Here is a 17400-nt window from a genome sequence, read left to right on the forward strand (position 1 = left end):
ATCTGTCTTTTCGAACTAGGATTAGGAGTTCAACAAGTCAGCAGAAGATACTTCAACCAATCCCAATCCTCCGGTGTAATACAAATAACCTTTAATACCTGACATCCCGATTTCTCTTAGTACAGTCATGTAGCCTTGCACCTGTTTTTCATGTTTGGTGCTCTTTTCACCTGTTTTGAAATCAATAACAACGGTCTGTTGATCGGAAACAATCAGTTTGTCTGGTCGCAATCGCGTTTTTGAATCAAAAATCAATGTGCGCTCATTCAAATGTTTACCACTTTCGAATAGTTGCAATAACAGGTTGTTTGCGAAAGCTTCTTCCAATAGTTTGATTAAAATGCCTTCAAATTCCTGTTCGATTTCCCCTTTTAGAAGACCGGTTTTCAAGGCGGAAAATGCTGTTTCACTGGAATGGGATTTTTCCATGATGAAATGGAATTGCTTTCCAACCCGTTGGGCAGTTGTCAAGCCATCATCTTCTTGTTCTTTGGTCGATTGAATACTGATTTCCGGAAACCACAAAAAATTCTGTATCGATTGCGGACTATAATTGGTGGAGTGTTTTCGATAATGATGTTTGATTTCAGGAGCTGTTCCCAATTTTAAATGAAGCACATCATCTTCATACGAATCCGGAAACAGATTTTTAAAAATGGTATTGAATTTTTCATAAAAACTATTCCGGGATCCTTTCAGATTGATTGCATATAGTCTATCCTGAGGTCTTGTAAATGCGACATACAGCAAATTGATCGCATCCATCTTTTGTGCAGCGTCTTCTTTGTTTGCTTCCACTTGGATAGCTGGAATGGCAGTTTCAAACTTGCTCATTTTTGTTTCAACGATGTGCTCATTGATTTCCATCAGATAAGAATCGTTGTTGTTTCCTTCATTGAAGAAATTGAAGGATGGAATAATGACAACCGGAAACTCCAATCCTTTTGACTTGTGAGCAGTCATGATCTGGATTGCCTGCTCATTTTCTGAAAGCTGAACACTGAATTTCCCTTCGTTTTTCTCGTAGTAATTGATGAACTCCATCAAATCCGGACCGTTTGACATATCAAATTGATAAGCCAGATCCAATAATTGCTGCAAGTAGGTGTTTTCGATCGGGTCCAATTCGACCAACATGAGGAAATCCACCAAGAGGGAATAAATATTTTGAAAACTGGCATCCAGAAAATCTGCATTCAATCTGCTGCTTTCAAAGAACAATTGCTCCGAGAAATAGACTTTGGAATCGGAAGGATTGATCTGGAAACAATTTCCATAAGTATCGAACGCATCTTTTTTTTCCAGGATTTCAAAATAGAAATAGGCAAATTGCATGGCGCGTTGAAAATCGAACCGATTGACCTTCCATTTACAATAACAGATGGCCAATTGAACAAATTGATCGCTGTTCACCAATAAAGAATCCGAAGAAACGATCTGATAACCTTTCGACTTTAGAAAGTTCGCATATTGATTGCAGTCGCGTTTCTTTCTTCCAAGAACACAAATCTCGTAAGGTTTGTAACCATCTGTAATGCATTGTTCCACCCATTCCAATAATTGGTCATTGGTGAATTTGGTCGTGTCAATATCTTTTCTCGGATTCAGAATCAATTCCACCGATCCGCCCTTTTTACCTTTTGGGTTTTGTTTGAGGTGTTTGTAGAATTCCTGTCCGCTTTCCGGCATGAATTGCAACAATTCTTCAAAGAACTGATTATTGAAATGAACAATTTCTGCTGCCGACCGCCAGTTATCTTCCAAGCCCTCCACAGTTCCCATTTTTTGAAAGAAAAGAGAGCGCAACGCAATGGAAGGTTCTTCTTCCGGATTGTAAATAGCAGGTAATGCAATAAATTGTTCAGCAACCCCATTCTTGAAACGATAGATGGATTGTTTGGGGTCACCAACAATGAAGTTGAAATAATTGCTTCCCAGAGAATTATGAATCAATGGGACAATATTGAGCCACTGCAAGCGCGAGGTATCCTGGAATTCATCCAAAAAGAAATGATTGAATTTGGATCCCAGGCGTTCATAGATAAATGGAGCATCTTCGTTTTGAACTAATTCGGCAACGAGCTTATTGAATTCACTTACCCGGATAATGGATTCCTTGTTTCGGATATCGTCCATACTCAAGGCCAATTCTTTGAGGATTGCCAGTAAGTGGAATTGTTGAATTTTAAAATCCAATTCAATCCAATAAGAACTTTTTTCGGTTATGAACTGAAGAAATTCCAGGTAAAGGGGAGAGAATCTTGTTTCCTTTCCTTCTTCAATTGTCTTTAGAATATTCTTTAGATTGGCTTCTGTTCGTTTACTTTCTTTCAGGAAGAAAATTGGTTCCGGATTCAGTTGTAGATTAAAAACAATAGGATTGAACGTGGTGCTTTTCCCGGCAAAAGAATTTGCATCAATACCTGTTTCCAAAAACAAGCGATTCAATGAATTCAGTCGGATCGTCAATTCATCCTTTTCGGCTTTGAACTGCAATTTCCAGAGATCCAATTGTTCTTTTTTGAAATCGGTTTTGGAAAGAGTCTTGATGATCTGAAAATAACCTTCATTGGTCAAGGCTTTTGCTTTGGATAGAAGGATCTTCTTCAGATTCCAATCGTTTTCCTCTTCCAGGTTCGACTTTGCAAAGTTCAATGCCAATTGATACAGTTTGGTTTGATTCTTCGCGTCGATATTACTTAAAAGCTCATCAATCGCTTTCTCAAGAATCAAGGTGTCATCCAATGAAATCTCGAAGCTATCCGGCAGATCCAGATCCCTCGCAAACGAACGGATCAATCGGAGATTGAACTTATCGATAGTCATTACATTGAAATCTTCGTATTGATGCAGGATCTTACGAAGTACCAACCGCGCCTTTTTTTGGGTCGCTTCAGGAGTTGTTCCAACAAATGCCGCAATTTCTTCCAAATAGGATTTGGCTTCGTCCTTTCCGTTTGCAAGCCTGTTCAAATCACTCATAATCCGTGATTTCATTTCGATACTTGCCTTATTGGTAAAGGTCATAGCCATGATCTGACTGATTTCGGCCCGGTTCTCATTTTCGGAAAGCAATAAACGGAGATAGTTGCGCACCAAATTATACGTTTTACCACTTCCGGCAGAAGCGTTTACGATCAAAAAAGGTTTGCTTACATCCGAATTCATACCGATCAATCAATAATCTTTCGAAATTACCTAAAATCCCTTGGACGCTTTCCGAATTTTTAGGAATTCTCTGTTCATTGTTTTAAATTTGGTAAAACAACTGAATGAAACATTTCCAAATTCTTGCGTTGCTTGTTCCTGTTGCCTTATTCTCCTGTAAAAAGAAGAAGGATGATGTCACTGATACGCCCGTTGTTCAGCAAAGTAAATTGTCTCTAAAACCGATGTTTGGGAGTGAATTGTTGCAATTGGACTCTATTTACACCATGAGCAACGGCTACCAAATAGAGTTTGTTGAACTGAAAGCTTATTTTTCGGATATTCAGTCAGGAGGTAGCGTTATGAAAGACGTCGCTTTGTTCAATTTCAGAGCAACAGGAAATCTTGTTTTTCAAGCCAATCAGGTTGTGTCAAATCCGGCTTCGATCCAATTCGGAATTGGCGTTCCATCTTCAATCAATCACAATGATCCGAGTACTTTTCCTTCTTCAAACCCATTGAATATTGCCATCGCAAATGACATGCATTGGGATTGGAATCCGGGTTACATCTTTATCAAGGTTGAAGCAAAAGTAGATACGATTGTGGATGGAGTCACGAATTGCAATCACAACCTGGTTTATCATGTGGGAACGGATTCGTATTTCACTTCTAAAACAATTTCTAATCTCAATTGGTCTGCTGTCAGTTCTACAGTCAATCAAGCATGGCTAAAGATCGATTTGAAGAATTTCTTTGAAAATTCAGGAAATACCATTGATGTGAAAACCGAGTTCACGACACATAGTATGGCTTCCCAAAGTGTTTTAACCGAAAAGGCGCGACAGAATTTCGCTGCATCCATTAGTGCGTTATGAATCGATTCTTCATTGGAATATTGCTTTTACTCGTTCTCTTCTTAGCTTGCACTAAAGAAAAGGTTGGGTATGATCCAACGCCATATACTCTTAAGATTCCCAGTCATTTTCCACAAATGAATATTCCTTCGGATAATCCGATGACGGAAGAAGGCGTTTTGTTGGGAAGGATGCTTTTCTACGAAACAAAATTGTCATTAAATAATACCATTTCCTGTGGATCTTGCCATGCGCCGGATGCTTCATTTTCCGATCCGAATCAATTTTCTCAAGGAGTAAACGGAGCAATTGGAGTTCGGAATTCCATGGCGCTAATGAATTTAGGTTGGCAAACCAGCTTTTTTTGGGATGGTAGAGCGCATACATTGGAGGAACAAATTCTGGCCCCCGTTCCCAATCCCGTAGAAATGCACTTACAATGGAAGGATGCTATTGCGAGATTAAAGTCAGATGGGGTTTATCGCAATCAATTCTACAGAGCATTTGGTGAAGTGGATTTCGATTCGACACATGTCGCGAAAGCACTAGCCCAGTTTTTGCGAACCATGATCTCGGGGGAATCAAAATACGATGTGATGTATAAGTTTGCAAATAACATTCCATTGAGTTCCGCTGAATTGGCAATTAAAAATTCGGTTACCTCAGAAGAATGGGCCGGATTTGATTTGTTTAAAAGTTTGAACGGTGCGGATTGTTTTCATTGTCATAACGGAACATTGATGCAAGTTCAGAAATTTTCAAATAATGGATTGGATGCTGTTTTTTCAGATCTGGGAAGAGGGGCAATTACGAATAACCCGAATGATAATGGGAAATTTAAAGTCCCTTCACTTCGAAATATTGCACTTTCCGCACCTTATATGCATGATGGAAGGTTTGTAACGTTGGATGATGTGATTGATCATTATTCAACTGGAATTCAACACTCAGGAACGATAGATCCATTAATTGAATTTGCAAGTCAAGGTGGGGTTCAATTGGATCCCGATCAGCGTAATCAGTTGAAAGCCTTTTTATTAACGTTAACAGATCATAATTTTGTAACTAATCCCGACTTTAAACCGTTAAACCCTTAACGAAGTGAGTCTAATTGTTAGTACATTTGTACAAGTGATATGGAAGAAATGGTAGACGAAAGAAGATTAACCACCGAGGAGAAAGCCTTGAAAATTAATCTAACAAGTGACATTTATGGTTGTTTCGCAGAAATTGGTGCGGGACAAGAGGTTGCAGCTAACTTTTTTAAAGCGGGTGGTAGCTCCGGAACCATTGCGTATACGCAGTCGGCATATGACATGAAAGTGTCTGATGCGATGTATGGAGCTGCATCAAGATATGTTTGCGAAGAGCGTTTGATTACGATGCTTCGGACGGAATATGAAACTTTGTGTGAACGTCTTCCAAAGAAACAGGAAGTGGCTCGCTTTTTTGCGTTCTGTAATACCGTTGAATCTTTAAATTATCACAAGACAAATCAAGGTCAAGGTTGGGTTGGATTGCGCTTTCAATCAAAACAGGGAGGTGAATTCAATGACATTATCCTGCATGTTAAAATGCATGATAATTCGCATAAGGCTCAACAAGAAGCATTGGGAATCCTGGGTGTGAATCTGATTCATGCTGCTTATTTCTCAACAGATGATTTGGAAGAATTCCTGACGAACCTGGTACATCGTATTCCAAGAGATCGCGTGGAAGTGGATATGTTGCGTGTTTCCGGTCCGGATCTAGGATTGGTTGACAATCGCATCATTGCCTTGAACCTGGTGAAAAGAGGTATGACGGATGCAACGATGTTCGATCTATGTGGTACCGTTCTTCAACCTGCAGCAGCATTATATAAAAAGAATATCTTATTGATGCGTGGTCGATTCAGACCTGTCACCAAAGTGCATTTGGATATGATTGCACATGGAACAGAACAGTTCCTGAAAGAAGATGGTGTCCGCGAAGATAATTTGTCGGTGATTTTCGAGTTGACCTTGAAAGATTTGACCGCTGATGGAAAAATTTCGGACAAGGATTTCATCGACCGAGCCGAGTTATTGGAATCTCTAGGATACACGGTAATGATTTCAAATTACTTGAAACATTACAAGATGTTGGATTACCTGGCAACGATCGCTCGCGGACAAAAGATGGGGGTCATTGCGGGAATTTATAACCTGCATACCATTTTTGATGAGCGTTATTACGACAATTTGCCAGGAGGTTTGCTGGAAGCATTCGGTATCGGATTCGGGCACAATGTGAAAATGTATGTCTACCCGGCGCTCAATGTGGATACCGGTGAATTGTATACCTTGGATGAATTGTCCATTCCAAAACATTTGCATGGACTGGTACAGTTTTTAAAAGACAACAATAAACTGGCTGCAATCTCGAATTTTGATATGGAAGCATTGAAAATTCTTTCTGACGATGTGTTATCAAAAATCAGAGCGGGGGTTACAAGTTGGGAGCAAGATGTTCCGGAAAATGTTGTGAAGGCGATCAAATACTACGAACTTTTTGGCTACGACAAAAAGAAAGATGTGGTAAACGCTTAAGAAATTAAAGATTCTTGATTGTAAGTGAATTACTGACTTTTGGAATGAAAAAGGCTAAAAAGATTTGTTAGAAATCTGATTTAGTGTGAAATTATTCCTTACATTGGTCAATAATGCCACTATTTATGCGCCAATGACACAATTATCGGAAAGTTTACTATTGCTCTTAAAGCCAAAGAATACGCTTCTGCTTTTTCTGTTTGTTTTCAGTTCATTTAGTGGTTTTTCTCAGAAAATAAAATACGATCATCAAAAATTTACTAAAGAAATCCAGAAGCTCCAGGAGGAGATGATTGTGGATATCTCAAAAGCGAATGAAACACTTCGGTTTCTGGATAATAAGTACAAGGGTTTTCATAGTGCGGAGATCAATTACCGTCTCACGATTAAGAAGATCAAATTTTTTAGTGCTTATGGGGATTATGCCCGTGTAAAATTCGAAATCAATAAGGCCAAACGTTTCCAGTTTTTCTTCAAAGTCAAGAAACAAGATAAATTGTACCTGGATTTATACAGTGCGGTTTATGAGAGTTTGGGGCAAAATTACGATCTGCTGATTGAAAGGGCAAACAAGATTCTTCTTGAATCCGATAAATCGGATAAGTACCTGTTGCTTCAATGCCGATTAGTACTTGCGAACTCTTACAGTGAAACAGGCAATTTTGAACAAGCGACCCATGAAATAGACGAAGCAAAAATCTTAGTTGGTAAAATGAGTGCTCCTTATAGTTTTCAGGTGGCAAATTCTGCCGGACAGGTCTACTTTTTTAATAATAAAGTCAATAAAGCAATCAAGGAGTTTCAATTTGCCAAAGAACTATCGCGAATCAATAAGTGGAAGTATGCGGAGCAATATGCAAACGCAAGTTTGGGTGAAATCTATCTTTATACCAATCAATTGGACCTTGCGAAGCCTTATTTCGACATGGTTCTGAAAAATGAGAAATCAACTGAATTGCGGGATCTGTTTCAGGTTTATGGATGCCTGGAACATTATTATGATCTCAAAAAGAACATGGATTCGTCTTACTACTATTCAATCCGAAGAAACGAAATCGATGATTTGTTGGAGAATCTACGAAGTGAAAATTTGGTTTTTGAACTCGAAAAAGACTTTCAGACGGAATCAAATCAGTATTTGTTGGAAGAAGAACGAGGGAAGAATCAGCAATTGCGATTGATCCTGATTCTCATTCTTATGAGTATTGTGATAATCATAAGTGTCTCTTACTTGTTTATCCGCCAAAAAAATGATTCGAATAAGGTACTTCAATTACAGAAGGAGGAGATTGATGAAAAGAATAAGGAAATTTCGAATTCCCTGGCTATGAAAGAAAGCCTTTTGAAAGAAATCCACCATCGGGTTAAGAACAATTTGCAAGTGATTTCCAGTATTTTGAACCTTCAATCCAGGAATGTGCATGATCCGGAAGCACTTCGGATCATTGAGGAAGGGAAGGAACGAATTCGGGCGATTGCTTTGATTCACAATCAGCTTCATCTCAATAACGACTCCGCTTGTGTAGAAATGGGGGCTTATTTGAATAAATTAATTTCTCAGATGAGAGAATCATTTTCGAGTTACAATAAGGTGATTGAGGTAAAAGTAAATGTGGAAGAGATCGATCTGGCAATAGATTACGCTGTGCCTGTAGGATTGATCATGTGTGAACTGCTTTCAAATTCCTATAAACACGCCTTTACGAAACGAGAAAAAGGACTCATTGAAATTGAGTTAAAGAACAATCCCGAAAAGAAATTGAATTATGAACTTCTGGTGAAAGACAATGGAGTAGGGTACAAAGGAAAAATAGATTTCCTGGAACAATCATCCACTGGTGTTGAAATTGTGAGCGCTTTTATTCAGCAATTGGATGCTCAGTATTCTTATATAAACGATGGTGGAGGGTTCGGTTTGTTTATCCAATTTGCAATTGATGAACGACATTCGAAGTTGAATTGATTTTTTTTTGATAATTTAGTTGAAAGTAGTGTTATGCCGCATATTAAGAATGCCTTGTTGAGATTTCGAATTATTGATCGCGCCTTGAGAAATAATTACAACCCTTATCCGACAAAAGCAATGCTACGTGCGGCTTGTGAAGAAGCGTTATTCGGAAGTGTTGACGGGGCGAATATTTGTGATTCTACCATTGAGAAGGACATGTTTGCCATGAAGATGGAACACGATGCGCCAATCAAATATTCCAAAAGACATAATGGATATTACTACAGCGATCCGGAATTTTCATTGGATGAAATCCCTTTGAATGAATCTGATATTGAGGCGATCCGATTTGCGGCAAATACCTTGAGTCAGTTCAAAGATGTCGGAATGTTCAAACAATTCGGTTTTGCAATAGATAAAATTGTAGACCGTGTAAATATCTCTACGGATATCAATGACAAATCGATTGAACGTTTCGTTGAGTTTGAAACCCCCGTTTCTTCAAGGGGAAGTGAGTTTTTGAATCCGATTTTGAATGCGATCAAAGCTGGAAAAGTCATTTATTTTGATTACGAAAGTTTCCAAACCCAAAAGCGCAAAGCCCGAAAGGTACTCCCTCTTCTTTTAAAAGAGTACCGCAATCGCTGGTATCTGTTGTGTTATGACCTGGTCAAAGAAGGAATCATCACCTACGGTTTGGATCGGATTTATGATCTTCAGGAATCGGAAGAGGTATTCCGTTCACCGATTTCATTTAATCCGGACCAGTTTTTTGAGCATGCAATAGGAATAACTGCAAGTAATGGGAAACCTGAAACGGTAGTTTTCAAAGCAGATAATATCGCAGCGAAATACATCGAATCACAACCTTTTCATTTCTCCCAGCGGATTGTGAAAGAAGGTAGAAATAGAACAACCTTTGAGATGAAGGTCTTCATCTCCGAAGAATTGATCCGTTCATTGCTTTCCTATGGAGGAGAATTGGTCGTACTGGAACCTGAACTTTTGGTCGGACATATGATCCAGCGTGTTCGGGCAATGGTGGAAAATTATCAGTGACCTATTTCTTGATCAGGATTTGGGAATTTGTTTTCGTTTTCAGGATGAAAACTCCTTCTTGTTGATTATTAAAATAAACGTCAGTATATCCTTTATTCTTACTGATAGTCAAATTAGCGGAAATATCCTGACCGATTGAGTTGAGTATTTTTAGATTGTCCAGTTCATTTTGATCTCCCAAAACACGTACTTTTTCGGTTGTCGGATTCGGGAAAACAAGAATTTCATTCCCTACTAACTCCAGATTATTATTTAGTGAAACAGATTTCAGGATAGTTTTTGCACCATCTAAGTCGACTTGAGTTAAACGATAGTAGCTAATCCCATCCAAAGGTTCGTGGTCCAATTCCTGATAATTTATAAGTGTGTTACTTTCACCTGCTGCTTTTGTAGTAAATAGTCGGTCCCAGTTTTTTCCGTCAGATGAACGTTCAACTTCGAAGTAATCACTGTCGTTTTCGGATTCAGTTTCCCATTCCAACAAAACAGATTGATTGATTGGGGTAGCAGTGAAGTCAATGAATGTAACCGGAAGTACATTTCCAACAGAATAATGTACGGTCCCATTAAAACTACGGTTATTATAATTTGTCGAAAACGGATAAGCTTTTCCTATTCCTCCGGCAATGGTAATATTCGCATCTGAAGCAAGATTCGTATATCCGGAATTGTTTGTATAACGAATTCCTGTTGTGGCAGCTGTACTAGTGGCTGTAACGTAAAAACTATAAGTTTGTCCTGCAGGGATTACAATATTGAGTGGAATATCCATTGGAGAGGGAGTGTCAAAGGCGACGCATGGAACAGAGGGATTAGAACCTATCAATGTCCATGCAGCGGCGTTTGATTCAGAACCGACATAACTTCCAACTTTATAGTAGATTTCATAATTTCCATTGGAACCGAGAATTAAATTCAGATCAAAACACAAAATAGTAACTGTATTTGTTGCTACTATATTGAACATTTCGCCTTTGTTGGAATTATTACTTACGTAAGAAGTTGCTAAAGAATTTCCAACACTTGTACATTGAGAAAGAGTTGTTTGGGATACAAATAGCGTTGCGAATAATGTCGAAAGAATAGTGAACTTCAGCATGAAAATGATTTAATAGATGTAAAATTAGTTCTTTTTAATTCTTTTTAAAAGTTTATTCTTCATTTAATATGGAATTAAAAGCCGGTATTTTTCTGAAATTCGAGGTGGCGGGAATTCCGTTTTTCTTTTATTAATTTCATTCACACCTCTGTTATAGCTCTGTTTTTCCACTGCGGCAGACTAAGTGTTTTTCTTATCTTTGTTTCAAAAGAAATAAGAATGGTACTGATTCAAGAATTCAAAAACGGAGTTTGCACACTGACATTAAATAGACCTCAGGTTTTTAATAGCTTCAATAAGGAAATGGCTTTTGCTTTACAGGCTGCTTTAGATGCATGTGAAAAAGACGATGCGGTTAGAGCGATTGTAATTAAAGGAGAAGGAAAAGCTTTTTGTGCGGGTCAGGATTTAGCTGAAGCGACAGATCCGAATGGTCCTGAAATGCAATCGATTGTAAAAGACCATTATAACCCGATCATTGAACGAATCCGAATGATTGAGAAACCAATCATCGCTGGGGTGAATGGAGTAGCAGCAGGAGCAGGAGCGAATATTGCTTTGGCTTGCGATTTGACGATTGCGAAAGAATCAGCATCCTTTATTCAGGCATTTTCAAAAATCGGATTGATTCCGGATTCCGGAGGGACATTCTTCTTACCTCGTTTAATCGGGACTCAAAAAGCCCTGGCTTTGATGATGACAGGAGAGAAAGTTTCGGCAACCGATGCAGAAGCTATGAATATGATTTACAAAGTCGTTTCAGACGAATCGTTTGAAGATGAACTGACTAAATTGGCAGAAAATATGGCTTCCATGCCAACTTATGGTTTGGGCTTAACGAAACGTGCAATTAACGCCAGCTTTACGAATAATTTGACGCAACAATTGGCACTAGAAGAGCAATTACAGACACTTGCCGGAAATTCAGAAGATTTCAAGGAAGGTGTGAATGCATTCATGGAAAAAAGAAGTCCTGTTTTTAAAGGGAAATAGATTTTTAGAGTCAGGACTTCTGGAGTCAAGACTCTAAAAGCTGCTTTTCGATAAAATTTCGTATATTAAGGTAACAATCATTATTTACCGGTTATGCGACATAATTTTAGAGAATTATCTTCTTGGAAATTTTCCTTCAATTTAGTGAAAGAAGTTTATCTGATAAGTAAGAAACTTCCGAATGATGAAAAGTTCGGATTGAAGAGTCAAATTCAAAGATGCGCGGTTTCGATTCCCTCAAATATAACGGAAGGTTCGGGACGCATAACAGATAAGGAATTTCTTTACTTTTTGAATATTGCAGTTTCTTCGTCCTATGAATTGGAAACACAATTACTTTTGTGTTCGGAACTGTTTAATATTGAAGTAAGAGAATTAATAGAAAAGTTGGAAGAAATTCAGCGAATGATAGGTGGATTGAAAAAGAAATTATTAAATACTAAAATATAAAAGACAATTGGAGGAAATAAAGTATTGACTCTTGTCTCCGAATTGTCTAAAAGTCTAATAAAATGAAAATAGGAGTACTAGGTGCCGGAACAATGGGGGCGGGAATTGCCCAGGTAGCAGCTCAATCAGGACACGATGTTGTTTTGGTGGATGTGAATCAGGTTCAACTGGATAAGGCTAAGGCTTCTTTGATCAAAGTGCTCGATCGCATGATTGAAAAAGGAAATCTGGACGAAACCGGAAAGAATGACCTGTTGAATAGAATGCAATTTTCTACGCAATTGGCAGATTTCAAAGGGACAGGTTTGGTTATCGAGGCGATTGTTGAACGATTGGATGTTAAACACACGGTCTTTAAAGAGATTGAAGAAATTGTTGGAATGGATTGCATCATTGCTTCGAATACTTCATCCTTGTCCATTGCATCAATTGGTTCCGTATTGAAAGTTCCAGCTCGTGTGATTGGGATTCATTTTTTCAATCCGGCTCCATTAATGCCTTTAGTGGAAATCATTCCTGCAGTTCAAACAAGTGCTGAAACCTTGTCGACGGCAAAATCAATTATCGATTCATGGGGTAAACTGACTGTTGTTTGCAAGGATACTCCCGGATTTATAGTAAATCGTGTAGCCAGACCATTTTATGGGGAAGCATTGCGTATTTATGAAGAAGGTCTTGCAGATTTTGCAACAATCGATTGGGCTATGACAGAGCTGGCTGGTTTCAGAATGGGTCCTTTCACTTTGATGGATTATATTGGAAACGATATTAATTACACCGTTACGGAAACAGTTTTCGCGGCGTTTTATTACGATCCACGATTCAAACCTTCATTTACTCAGAAAAGACATATGGAAGCTGGGTTTTTGGGTCGAAAAACCGGAAGAGGTTTTTACGATTACTCGGAAGGAGTTACTTTGCCAAGCCCCATTAAAGATGAAAAACTAGGACAACAAATAGTAGATCGCATTTTAGCAATGCTGATTAATGAAGCTTACGATGCCTTGTTCTTAAATATTGCAAGTCGGGAAGATATTGACTTGGCAATGACAAAAGGAGTGAATTATCCAAAAGGATTGTTGGCCTGGTCGGAAGAGATCGGTTTGAAAACCGTTTTGAAGAGATTGGAAGATTTGTTCCAGGAATATGGTGAAGACAGATACAGACCAAATCCACTATTAAAGAGATTAGCAAAATAAAACTAAAAACAGTCGGGGCGTCCCGTATGTACGGGATTCGCCCCGACTGTTTCGCCCCGACTTTTTTGTATCGATTAATTAAGAAACCAATTCCGCTTCTAAAGTAATTTCGAAGCTAAAAGCACCACTCACCGGACAATTTTTCTCTGCACCTTTCGCAATACGTTGAAATTCCTCCCCAATTTCAGAGAACAGGTTTTCTATAATCGAATGTTCGTCGGGTGAAAGTTCCGTAGCCGGAAATTGCCCTGCATTCTGAAATAGCAATCCATCGCAAGCTACTTCCCGTCATGAATTTGGATACAATAAAAATCCCTGCTGTAATTCAGGCTGATTGCATTTATGCCTTTCAGCAATTGAATCCGCTGATAACCACAGAAAAAGAGCGTTGGTTTTGTAGTTCTGTAAACATTGAAATCGATCAGGAGCTCGCAATCCTCCGGAACAAATAGGATACTGATGTCCTTCTTATAGGGGTTGTGCATTGAAAGAATCGCGTGCTTCTTTCGTCTGAATGCGCAGCCATTCGAATGATTTATAATTCGATTCGAATTTCAGTTTGCTTTGCTCGTCAGGTTTCATTCTGTAAGATGAAGCATTATTTCCATGTTTTCAGGACTTTTTCAGCTTGCCGGGAGTAAAACCCTTTCTGATTTTTGATTTTGACAAACAATTCTTTCGCACTGGATTTATCCCCGTTTGCCAACCTGCTTTCTGCCAAATACCATTCTGCTTCGTCATTGAAGTTTGAAAATTCCAATTGCAGACATGCTGAAAAGTTAATACAGGCATCGCTGTACTGACCCAAATTGTAATAACACCAGCCGGCATAAAAGCGCGCGTTCACGTCATCCGGATAATTTTTAATGATTTCATTGAATCGGGAAAGGGCCTGTTTCCATTTTCCACGATTGGTATAATTCAATGATTTTTCCAAATAGTCCATATAAGGAATATTGACCAATTTCATTTGTGGTTCTTCGGGAACAATGTCGTCCTTATCTTTCTGGTCGGCTGGAATTCCGGTAAGAATGATTTGTTCGATTTGCACCGTTGGTTTGCTTCGATACTGAGAATAATCGATTGCTTTTAAATCCTGCAGGTAAATTTCCTTTGCAATCTTTTGTTTGGAAACTGTTACGGGCTTTTGCTCAATCAGTGGCGGAAGTGGTTCCAATACCAATTCAGGGAAAGGTATTTCCATATTTTCCTCCTTTTTATCTTCTACGGGAAGATTCTTGATTTCGTTTTGGGATGTTTTGATCTCATGAACCGTAATCTGATCTTTTTGGGGAATTGCAATCAATGTGTCAATTTCTTCTGGGATATTGATGTCGGTATTCTCTAATTTTACCATCATGGGTTTTTCCGTCACCACCTGATTAGTTGTTCTTGGAATCAGGATAAATGCTAAAGTGATAATTACCGCTACAGAAAGACCTATTATATAAGGAGTGAAATTAGTTCTTGAGAAATTCATTTTGCGATCCAATTGTTTCATTTTTGAAAATGGGACATTGGAATCCTGCCATCCTTCGAGCGCGTCGCGATCAAAATCAGTCAATTGTTCGTTTGAATCCTCTTTTGAGAACTTTTGGAGGAGTTTCTCAAATTCATTTCGAGAGATATAATCTTTATTCTTCATGACTTTCCATCCAAATTTTTAAATTCCTTTTTCCATTTTGAATTGAACTTTTCACCGTATTTAATGGGATGTTCAATTCATCGCTGATATCTTGATAGCTTTTATCCTGTAAATAGAACAATTCAATACAAATGCGCTGGTCCTCTTTCAAATGTTGAATAGCTTGTTCCAGTTTGGTGAGTTTTTGTTCCCGTTCACTGTTCAGTTCGTCCATTTCAGGAGAGTCCGCTTGTAATAAGTTCTCGTGAATGGGAGTTTGATGCGTTTTTTGTTTGCGAAGATGCATCAGGCATTCATTTTTTGTTAGCTGATACAACCACGATTTGAAATGTTGAATCGTGTGCTTCTCTATTTTTTGATTCAATTCACCAAAGATTTTCATTGTTGTATCTTCGGCATCTTCGTATCGTTTCAGGTACTTAATGCATGTTCCCAAAACCAGATGTCCATAACGCTCATATAATAGAGGTATGGTAAACAGGTTTTCTTCCTGTTTATAAAGCTGGATCAGATCCAAATCCGACAGATTGCTGTGCCTATTATGTCCTCGTTGAAACAACATCATGAGGTAGAGATGCATTAAATGAAATAATTCCATAAAATTTATATACTATAAAAGTAAGGACTTAAATTTACACCTGTTATGAGTGAACTGAAAAGAATTGGAGTTTTGACTTCCGGTGGAGATTCTCCTGGAATGAACGCGTGTATCCGTGCTGTTGTTAAAGCGGGAATAGGAAAAGGTATTGAGGTATTCGGTATCGAAGATGGATATAAAGGAATGATTGAAAACCGAATTCGGGAATTGACTTATACAGATGTAAATAATATCATTCATTTAGGTGGTACTATTTTAGGAACTGCCAGAAGTGAGACTTTTAGAACTATTGAAGGAAGAAAACAAGCTGTTTCCAATTTGAAGAAACATAAAATTGAAGGTCTGATCTTGATTGGTGGTGATGGAACTTATGCTGGTGGGATGGCTTTGACCAAAGAATTCGATATTCCGGTAATCGGATTGCCTGGAACTATTGACAATGATATTCATGGGACAGACTTTACTATAGGATATGATACGTGTTTGAATACAGTGGTTGAAGCGGTAGATAAGATCAGAGATACTGCATCAAGTCATCATCGGGTATTTTTTGTGGAGGTGATGGGAAGAGCTTCCGGTTATATTGCTTTGAATAGTGCAATTGCAAGTGGAGCCGAATCGGTGTTGATTCCAGAAACATTAACAGAGATTGGTTTACTGGCCAAGGAAATAAAAAATCAAAATAAAGGAATTCGTAGCTCTATTATAATAGTAGCAGAAGGAGATGATGAAGGTGGAGCAAAGGAAATCATGGAGAAAGTGAAGCCGTTCTTAGATGGATATGATTTGAGATATTCTGTATTGGGACATATTCAACGAGGAGGAAGCCCTTCCGCATTTGATCGGATTCTTGCAACACGAATGGGAGTGAAGGCAGTTGATTTACTTATTGAAGGTGAAAAATCTATCATGATTGGTCAAATTGGAAGAGATTTAGTGTTTCGAAATATTATGGAAGGAACTACTGGAAACGTATCTACTAATGATTCGGGCATCGAATTACTGAAGTCTTTATTGACGAAAGGATAATTTATCGAAAATATTTTTGACTTTAAAAACTGTTTATTCAATGAGTTAGGTATTGGTACTAATCTTTTCCACAATTTTTTCTTCAAAAAGTGTTGCAAAAGTAGAATAAGTGGGTACCTTTGCCACCGCTTAGAACGATAGGCGCTTCGGAAACGGAGGAGTTGAAAAGAGAGAAAAGAGGAGTCAGAAAAAAGTTTTTCAAAAAGCTTGCTAGAATAAAAAAGATGATTACTTTTGCACCCCGCTTAGAACGATAGGCGCTTCGGAAACGGAGGAGTTGAAAAGAGGAGAAAAAAAGAAATCAAAAAAAAAGTTTTAGAAAAGCTTGCTAGAATAAAAAAGATGATTACCTTTGCACCCCGCTTAACAACGGAAAGCCAGCAAACGAGCGGTGATTGATTGAAATAAGAGTTTAAAAAAAAGTTTAAATATTTTTTCACAAACACTTGTTAAAAAGAAAAACTTGCTTACCTTTGCAACCCCGAAACGATAAAGGGAAAACAAAAAAAAAGAAGAGCTGAACAGCGGTTCACTTGAGAGAATAAAAAAAGAAAGCATTGCTTTTGAAAGATTAAAAAAAAGATAAACAACGGTTTATTTTAAGATGACATAAAAGAGATAAACACTCTTACAATAATTGAAACGAAAAGTTTTAATTATTGACAAAAAAGTTCTTTGACAGATTAGGAAATAAGGAAACAGCGTAAACAGAAAAATTAAACGAGCACATCAACAAATTCAAAGTTTTTTACAACGGAGAGTTTGATCCTGGCTCAGGATGAACGCTAGCGGCAGGCCTAACACAT

General features: G+C 38.2%; 15 protein-coding genes. 10 read left to right on the forward strand and 5 right to left on the reverse strand.

Annotated elements, in window-relative coordinates; translation table 11 throughout:
* Positions 1 to 21: 21 nt before the first annotated feature.
* A complete protein-coding gene (locus AAG807_RS15145) occupies positions 22 to 3168 on the reverse strand; it encodes a UvrD-helicase domain-containing protein (RefSeq protein ID WP_341905675.1) in 3147 nt (1048 codons plus the stop codon).
* A 104-nt stretch (positions 3169 to 3272) separates the two neighbouring features.
* Between AAG807_RS15145 and AAG807_RS15150 the strand changes: the two genes are divergently transcribed.
* From AAG807_RS15150 to AAG807_RS15170, 5 genes are all read left to right on the forward strand, one after another.
* Positions 3273 to 4025 (forward strand): MbnP family protein, encoded by a 753-nt coding sequence (locus AAG807_RS15150; protein ID WP_341905676.1) that lies wholly within the window; start codon positions 3273 to 3275, stop codon positions 4023 to 4025.
* Positions 4022 to 5101 (forward strand): cytochrome c peroxidase, encoded by a 1080-nt coding sequence (locus AAG807_RS15155; RefSeq protein ID WP_341905679.1) that lies wholly within the window; start codon positions 4022 to 4024, stop codon positions 5099 to 5101. The genes AAG807_RS15150 and AAG807_RS15155 overlap by 4 nt, the downstream gene beginning before the upstream one ends.
* Before the next feature lie 48 nt (positions 5102 to 5149).
* The gene (locus AAG807_RS15160; RefSeq protein WP_341905681.1) at positions 5150 to 6574 is read left to right on the forward strand and encodes a TonB-dependent receptor; all 1425 of its coding nucleotides are present in this window, start codon (positions 5150 to 5152) and stop codon (positions 6572 to 6574) included.
* A gap of 85 nt (positions 6575 to 6659) precedes the next feature.
* Positions 6660 to 8537 (forward strand): histidine kinase dimerization/phosphoacceptor domain -containing protein, encoded by a 1878-nt coding sequence (locus AAG807_RS15165; protein ID WP_341905683.1) that lies wholly within the window; start codon positions 6660 to 6662, stop codon positions 8535 to 8537.
* Between the two features lie 33 nt (positions 8538 to 8570).
* Positions 8571 to 9581: a WYL domain-containing protein gene (locus AAG807_RS15170; protein WP_341905684.1), complete on the forward strand. Its 1011-nt coding sequence runs from the start codon at positions 8571 to 8573 to the stop codon at positions 9579 to 9581.
* 1 nt (position 9582) lies between these two features.
* On the opposite strand, the gene AAG807_RS15175 is transcribed toward AAG807_RS15170, so the two are convergent.
* Positions 9583 to 10680 (reverse strand): hypothetical protein, encoded by a 1098-nt coding sequence (locus AAG807_RS15175; RefSeq protein WP_341905687.1) that lies wholly within the window; start codon positions 10678 to 10680, stop codon positions 9583 to 9585.
* A gap of 219 nt (positions 10681 to 10899) precedes the next feature.
* Between AAG807_RS15175 and AAG807_RS15180 the strand changes: the two genes are divergently transcribed.
* The 3 genes from AAG807_RS15180 to AAG807_RS15190 all read left to right on the forward strand — a co-directional run bounded on the left by AAG807_RS15180 (position 10900) and on the right by AAG807_RS15190 (position 13322).
* Positions 10900 to 11673, forward strand: coding sequence for an enoyl-CoA hydratase-related protein (locus AAG807_RS15180; RefSeq protein ID WP_341905689.1), 774 nt, complete (start codon positions 10900 to 10902; stop codon positions 11671 to 11673).
* A 93-nt stretch (positions 11674 to 11766) separates the two neighbouring features.
* Positions 11767 to 12123, forward strand: a complete 357-nt coding sequence (locus tag AAG807_RS15185; RefSeq protein ID WP_341905691.1) for a four helix bundle protein — start codon at positions 11767 to 11769, stop codon at positions 12121 to 12123.
* 62 nt (positions 12124 to 12185) lie between these two features.
* Complete coding sequence (locus tag AAG807_RS15190) at positions 12186 to 13322, forward strand: 3-hydroxyacyl-CoA dehydrogenase NAD-binding domain-containing protein (protein WP_341905693.1); 1137 nt, start codon at positions 12186 to 12188, stop codon at positions 13320 to 13322.
* A gap of 78 nt (positions 13323 to 13400) precedes the next feature.
* Here AAG807_RS15190 and AAG807_RS15195 read toward each other — a convergent pair whose 3' ends face one another.
* A complete protein-coding gene (locus tag AAG807_RS15195; protein WP_341905695.1) occupies positions 13401 to 13589 on the reverse strand; it encodes a hypothetical protein in 189 nt (62 codons plus the stop codon).
* A gap of 23 nt (positions 13590 to 13612) precedes the next feature.
* Here AAG807_RS15195 and AAG807_RS15200 point away from each other — a divergent pair, with 23 nt between their 5' ends.
* On the forward strand, positions 13613 to 13774 hold the full coding sequence (locus tag AAG807_RS15200; RefSeq protein WP_341905698.1) for a hypothetical protein: 162 nt from the start codon (positions 13613 to 13615) through the stop codon (positions 13772 to 13774).
* 146 nt (positions 13775 to 13920) lie between these two features.
* On the opposite strand, the gene AAG807_RS15205 is transcribed toward AAG807_RS15200, so the two are convergent.
* Together AAG807_RS15205 and AAG807_RS15210 are read right to left on the reverse strand one after the other, a co-directional pair.
* Positions 13921 to 14967, reverse strand: coding sequence for a tetratricopeptide repeat protein (locus AAG807_RS15205; RefSeq protein ID WP_341905701.1), 1047 nt, complete (start codon positions 14965 to 14967; stop codon positions 13921 to 13923).
* A complete protein-coding gene (locus AAG807_RS15210; protein ID WP_341905703.1) occupies positions 14957 to 15565 on the reverse strand; it encodes a sigma-70 family RNA polymerase sigma factor in 609 nt (202 codons plus the stop codon). Before AAG807_RS15210 ends, AAG807_RS15205 begins: the two co-directional genes overlap by 11 nt.
* Before the next feature lie 45 nt (positions 15566 to 15610).
* Here AAG807_RS15210 and pfkA point away from each other — a divergent pair, with 45 nt between their 5' ends.
* Positions 15611 to 16594 carry a 6-phosphofructokinase gene (pfkA, locus tag AAG807_RS15215; RefSeq protein ID WP_341905706.1) on the forward strand — a complete coding sequence of 328 codons (984 nt, stop codon included), beginning with the start codon at positions 15611 to 15613 and terminating at the stop codon, positions 16592 to 16594.
* Positions 16595 to 17400 lie beyond the last annotated feature (806 nt).

The sequence above is a fragment of the Fluviicola taffensis DSM 16823 genome, from assembly GCF_943372375.1.
GTDB classification, from domain to species: Bacteria; Bacteroidota; Bacteroidia; order Flavobacteriales_D; family Crocinitomicaceae; genus Fluviicola; species Fluviicola taffensis_A.

Bases quoted from the DNA above. Each gene is read 5' to 3' on its own strand.
- AAG807_RS15145 (WP_341905675.1), bottom strand. From the start codon at position 3,168: ATGAATTCGGATGTAAGCAAACCTTTTTTGATCGTAAACGCTTCTGCC.
- AAG807_RS15150 (WP_341905676.1), top strand. From the start codon at position 3,273: ATGAAACATTTCCAAATTCTTGCGTTGCTTGTTCCTGTTGCCTTATTC.
- AAG807_RS15155 (WP_341905679.1), top strand. From the start codon at position 4,022: ATGAATCGATTCTTCATTGGAATATTGCTTTTACTCGTTCTCTTCTTA.
- AAG807_RS15160 (WP_341905681.1), top strand. From the start codon at position 5,150: ATGGTAGACGAAAGAAGATTAACCACCGAGGAGAAAGCCTTGAAAATT.
- AAG807_RS15170 (WP_341905684.1), top strand. From the start codon at position 8,571: ATGCCGCATATTAAGAATGCCTTGTTGAGATTTCGAATTATTGATCGC.
- AAG807_RS15175 (WP_341905687.1), bottom strand. From the start codon at position 10,680: ATGCTGAAGTTCACTATTCTTTCGACATTATTCGCAACGCTATTTGTA.
- AAG807_RS15180 (WP_341905689.1), top strand. From the start codon at position 10,900: ATGGTACTGATTCAAGAATTCAAAAACGGAGTTTGCACACTGACATTA.
- AAG807_RS15185 (WP_341905691.1), top strand. From the start codon at position 11,767: ATGCGACATAATTTTAGAGAATTATCTTCTTGGAAATTTTCCTTCAAT.
- AAG807_RS15190 (WP_341905693.1), top strand. From the start codon at position 12,186: ATGAAAATAGGAGTACTAGGTGCCGGAACAATGGGGGCGGGAATTGCC.
- AAG807_RS15200 (WP_341905698.1), top strand. From the start codon at position 13,613: ATGAATTTGGATACAATAAAAATCCCTGCTGTAATTCAGGCTGATTGC.
- AAG807_RS15205 (WP_341905701.1), bottom strand. From the start codon at position 14,967: ATGAAGAATAAAGATTATATCTCTCGAAATGAATTTGAGAAACTCCTC.
- AAG807_RS15210 (WP_341905703.1), bottom strand. From the start codon at position 15,565: ATGGAATTATTTCATTTAATGCATCTCTACCTCATGATGTTGTTTCAA.
- pfkA (WP_341905706.1), top strand. From the start codon at position 15,611: ATGAGTGAACTGAAAAGAATTGGAGTTTTGACTTCCGGTGGAGATTCT.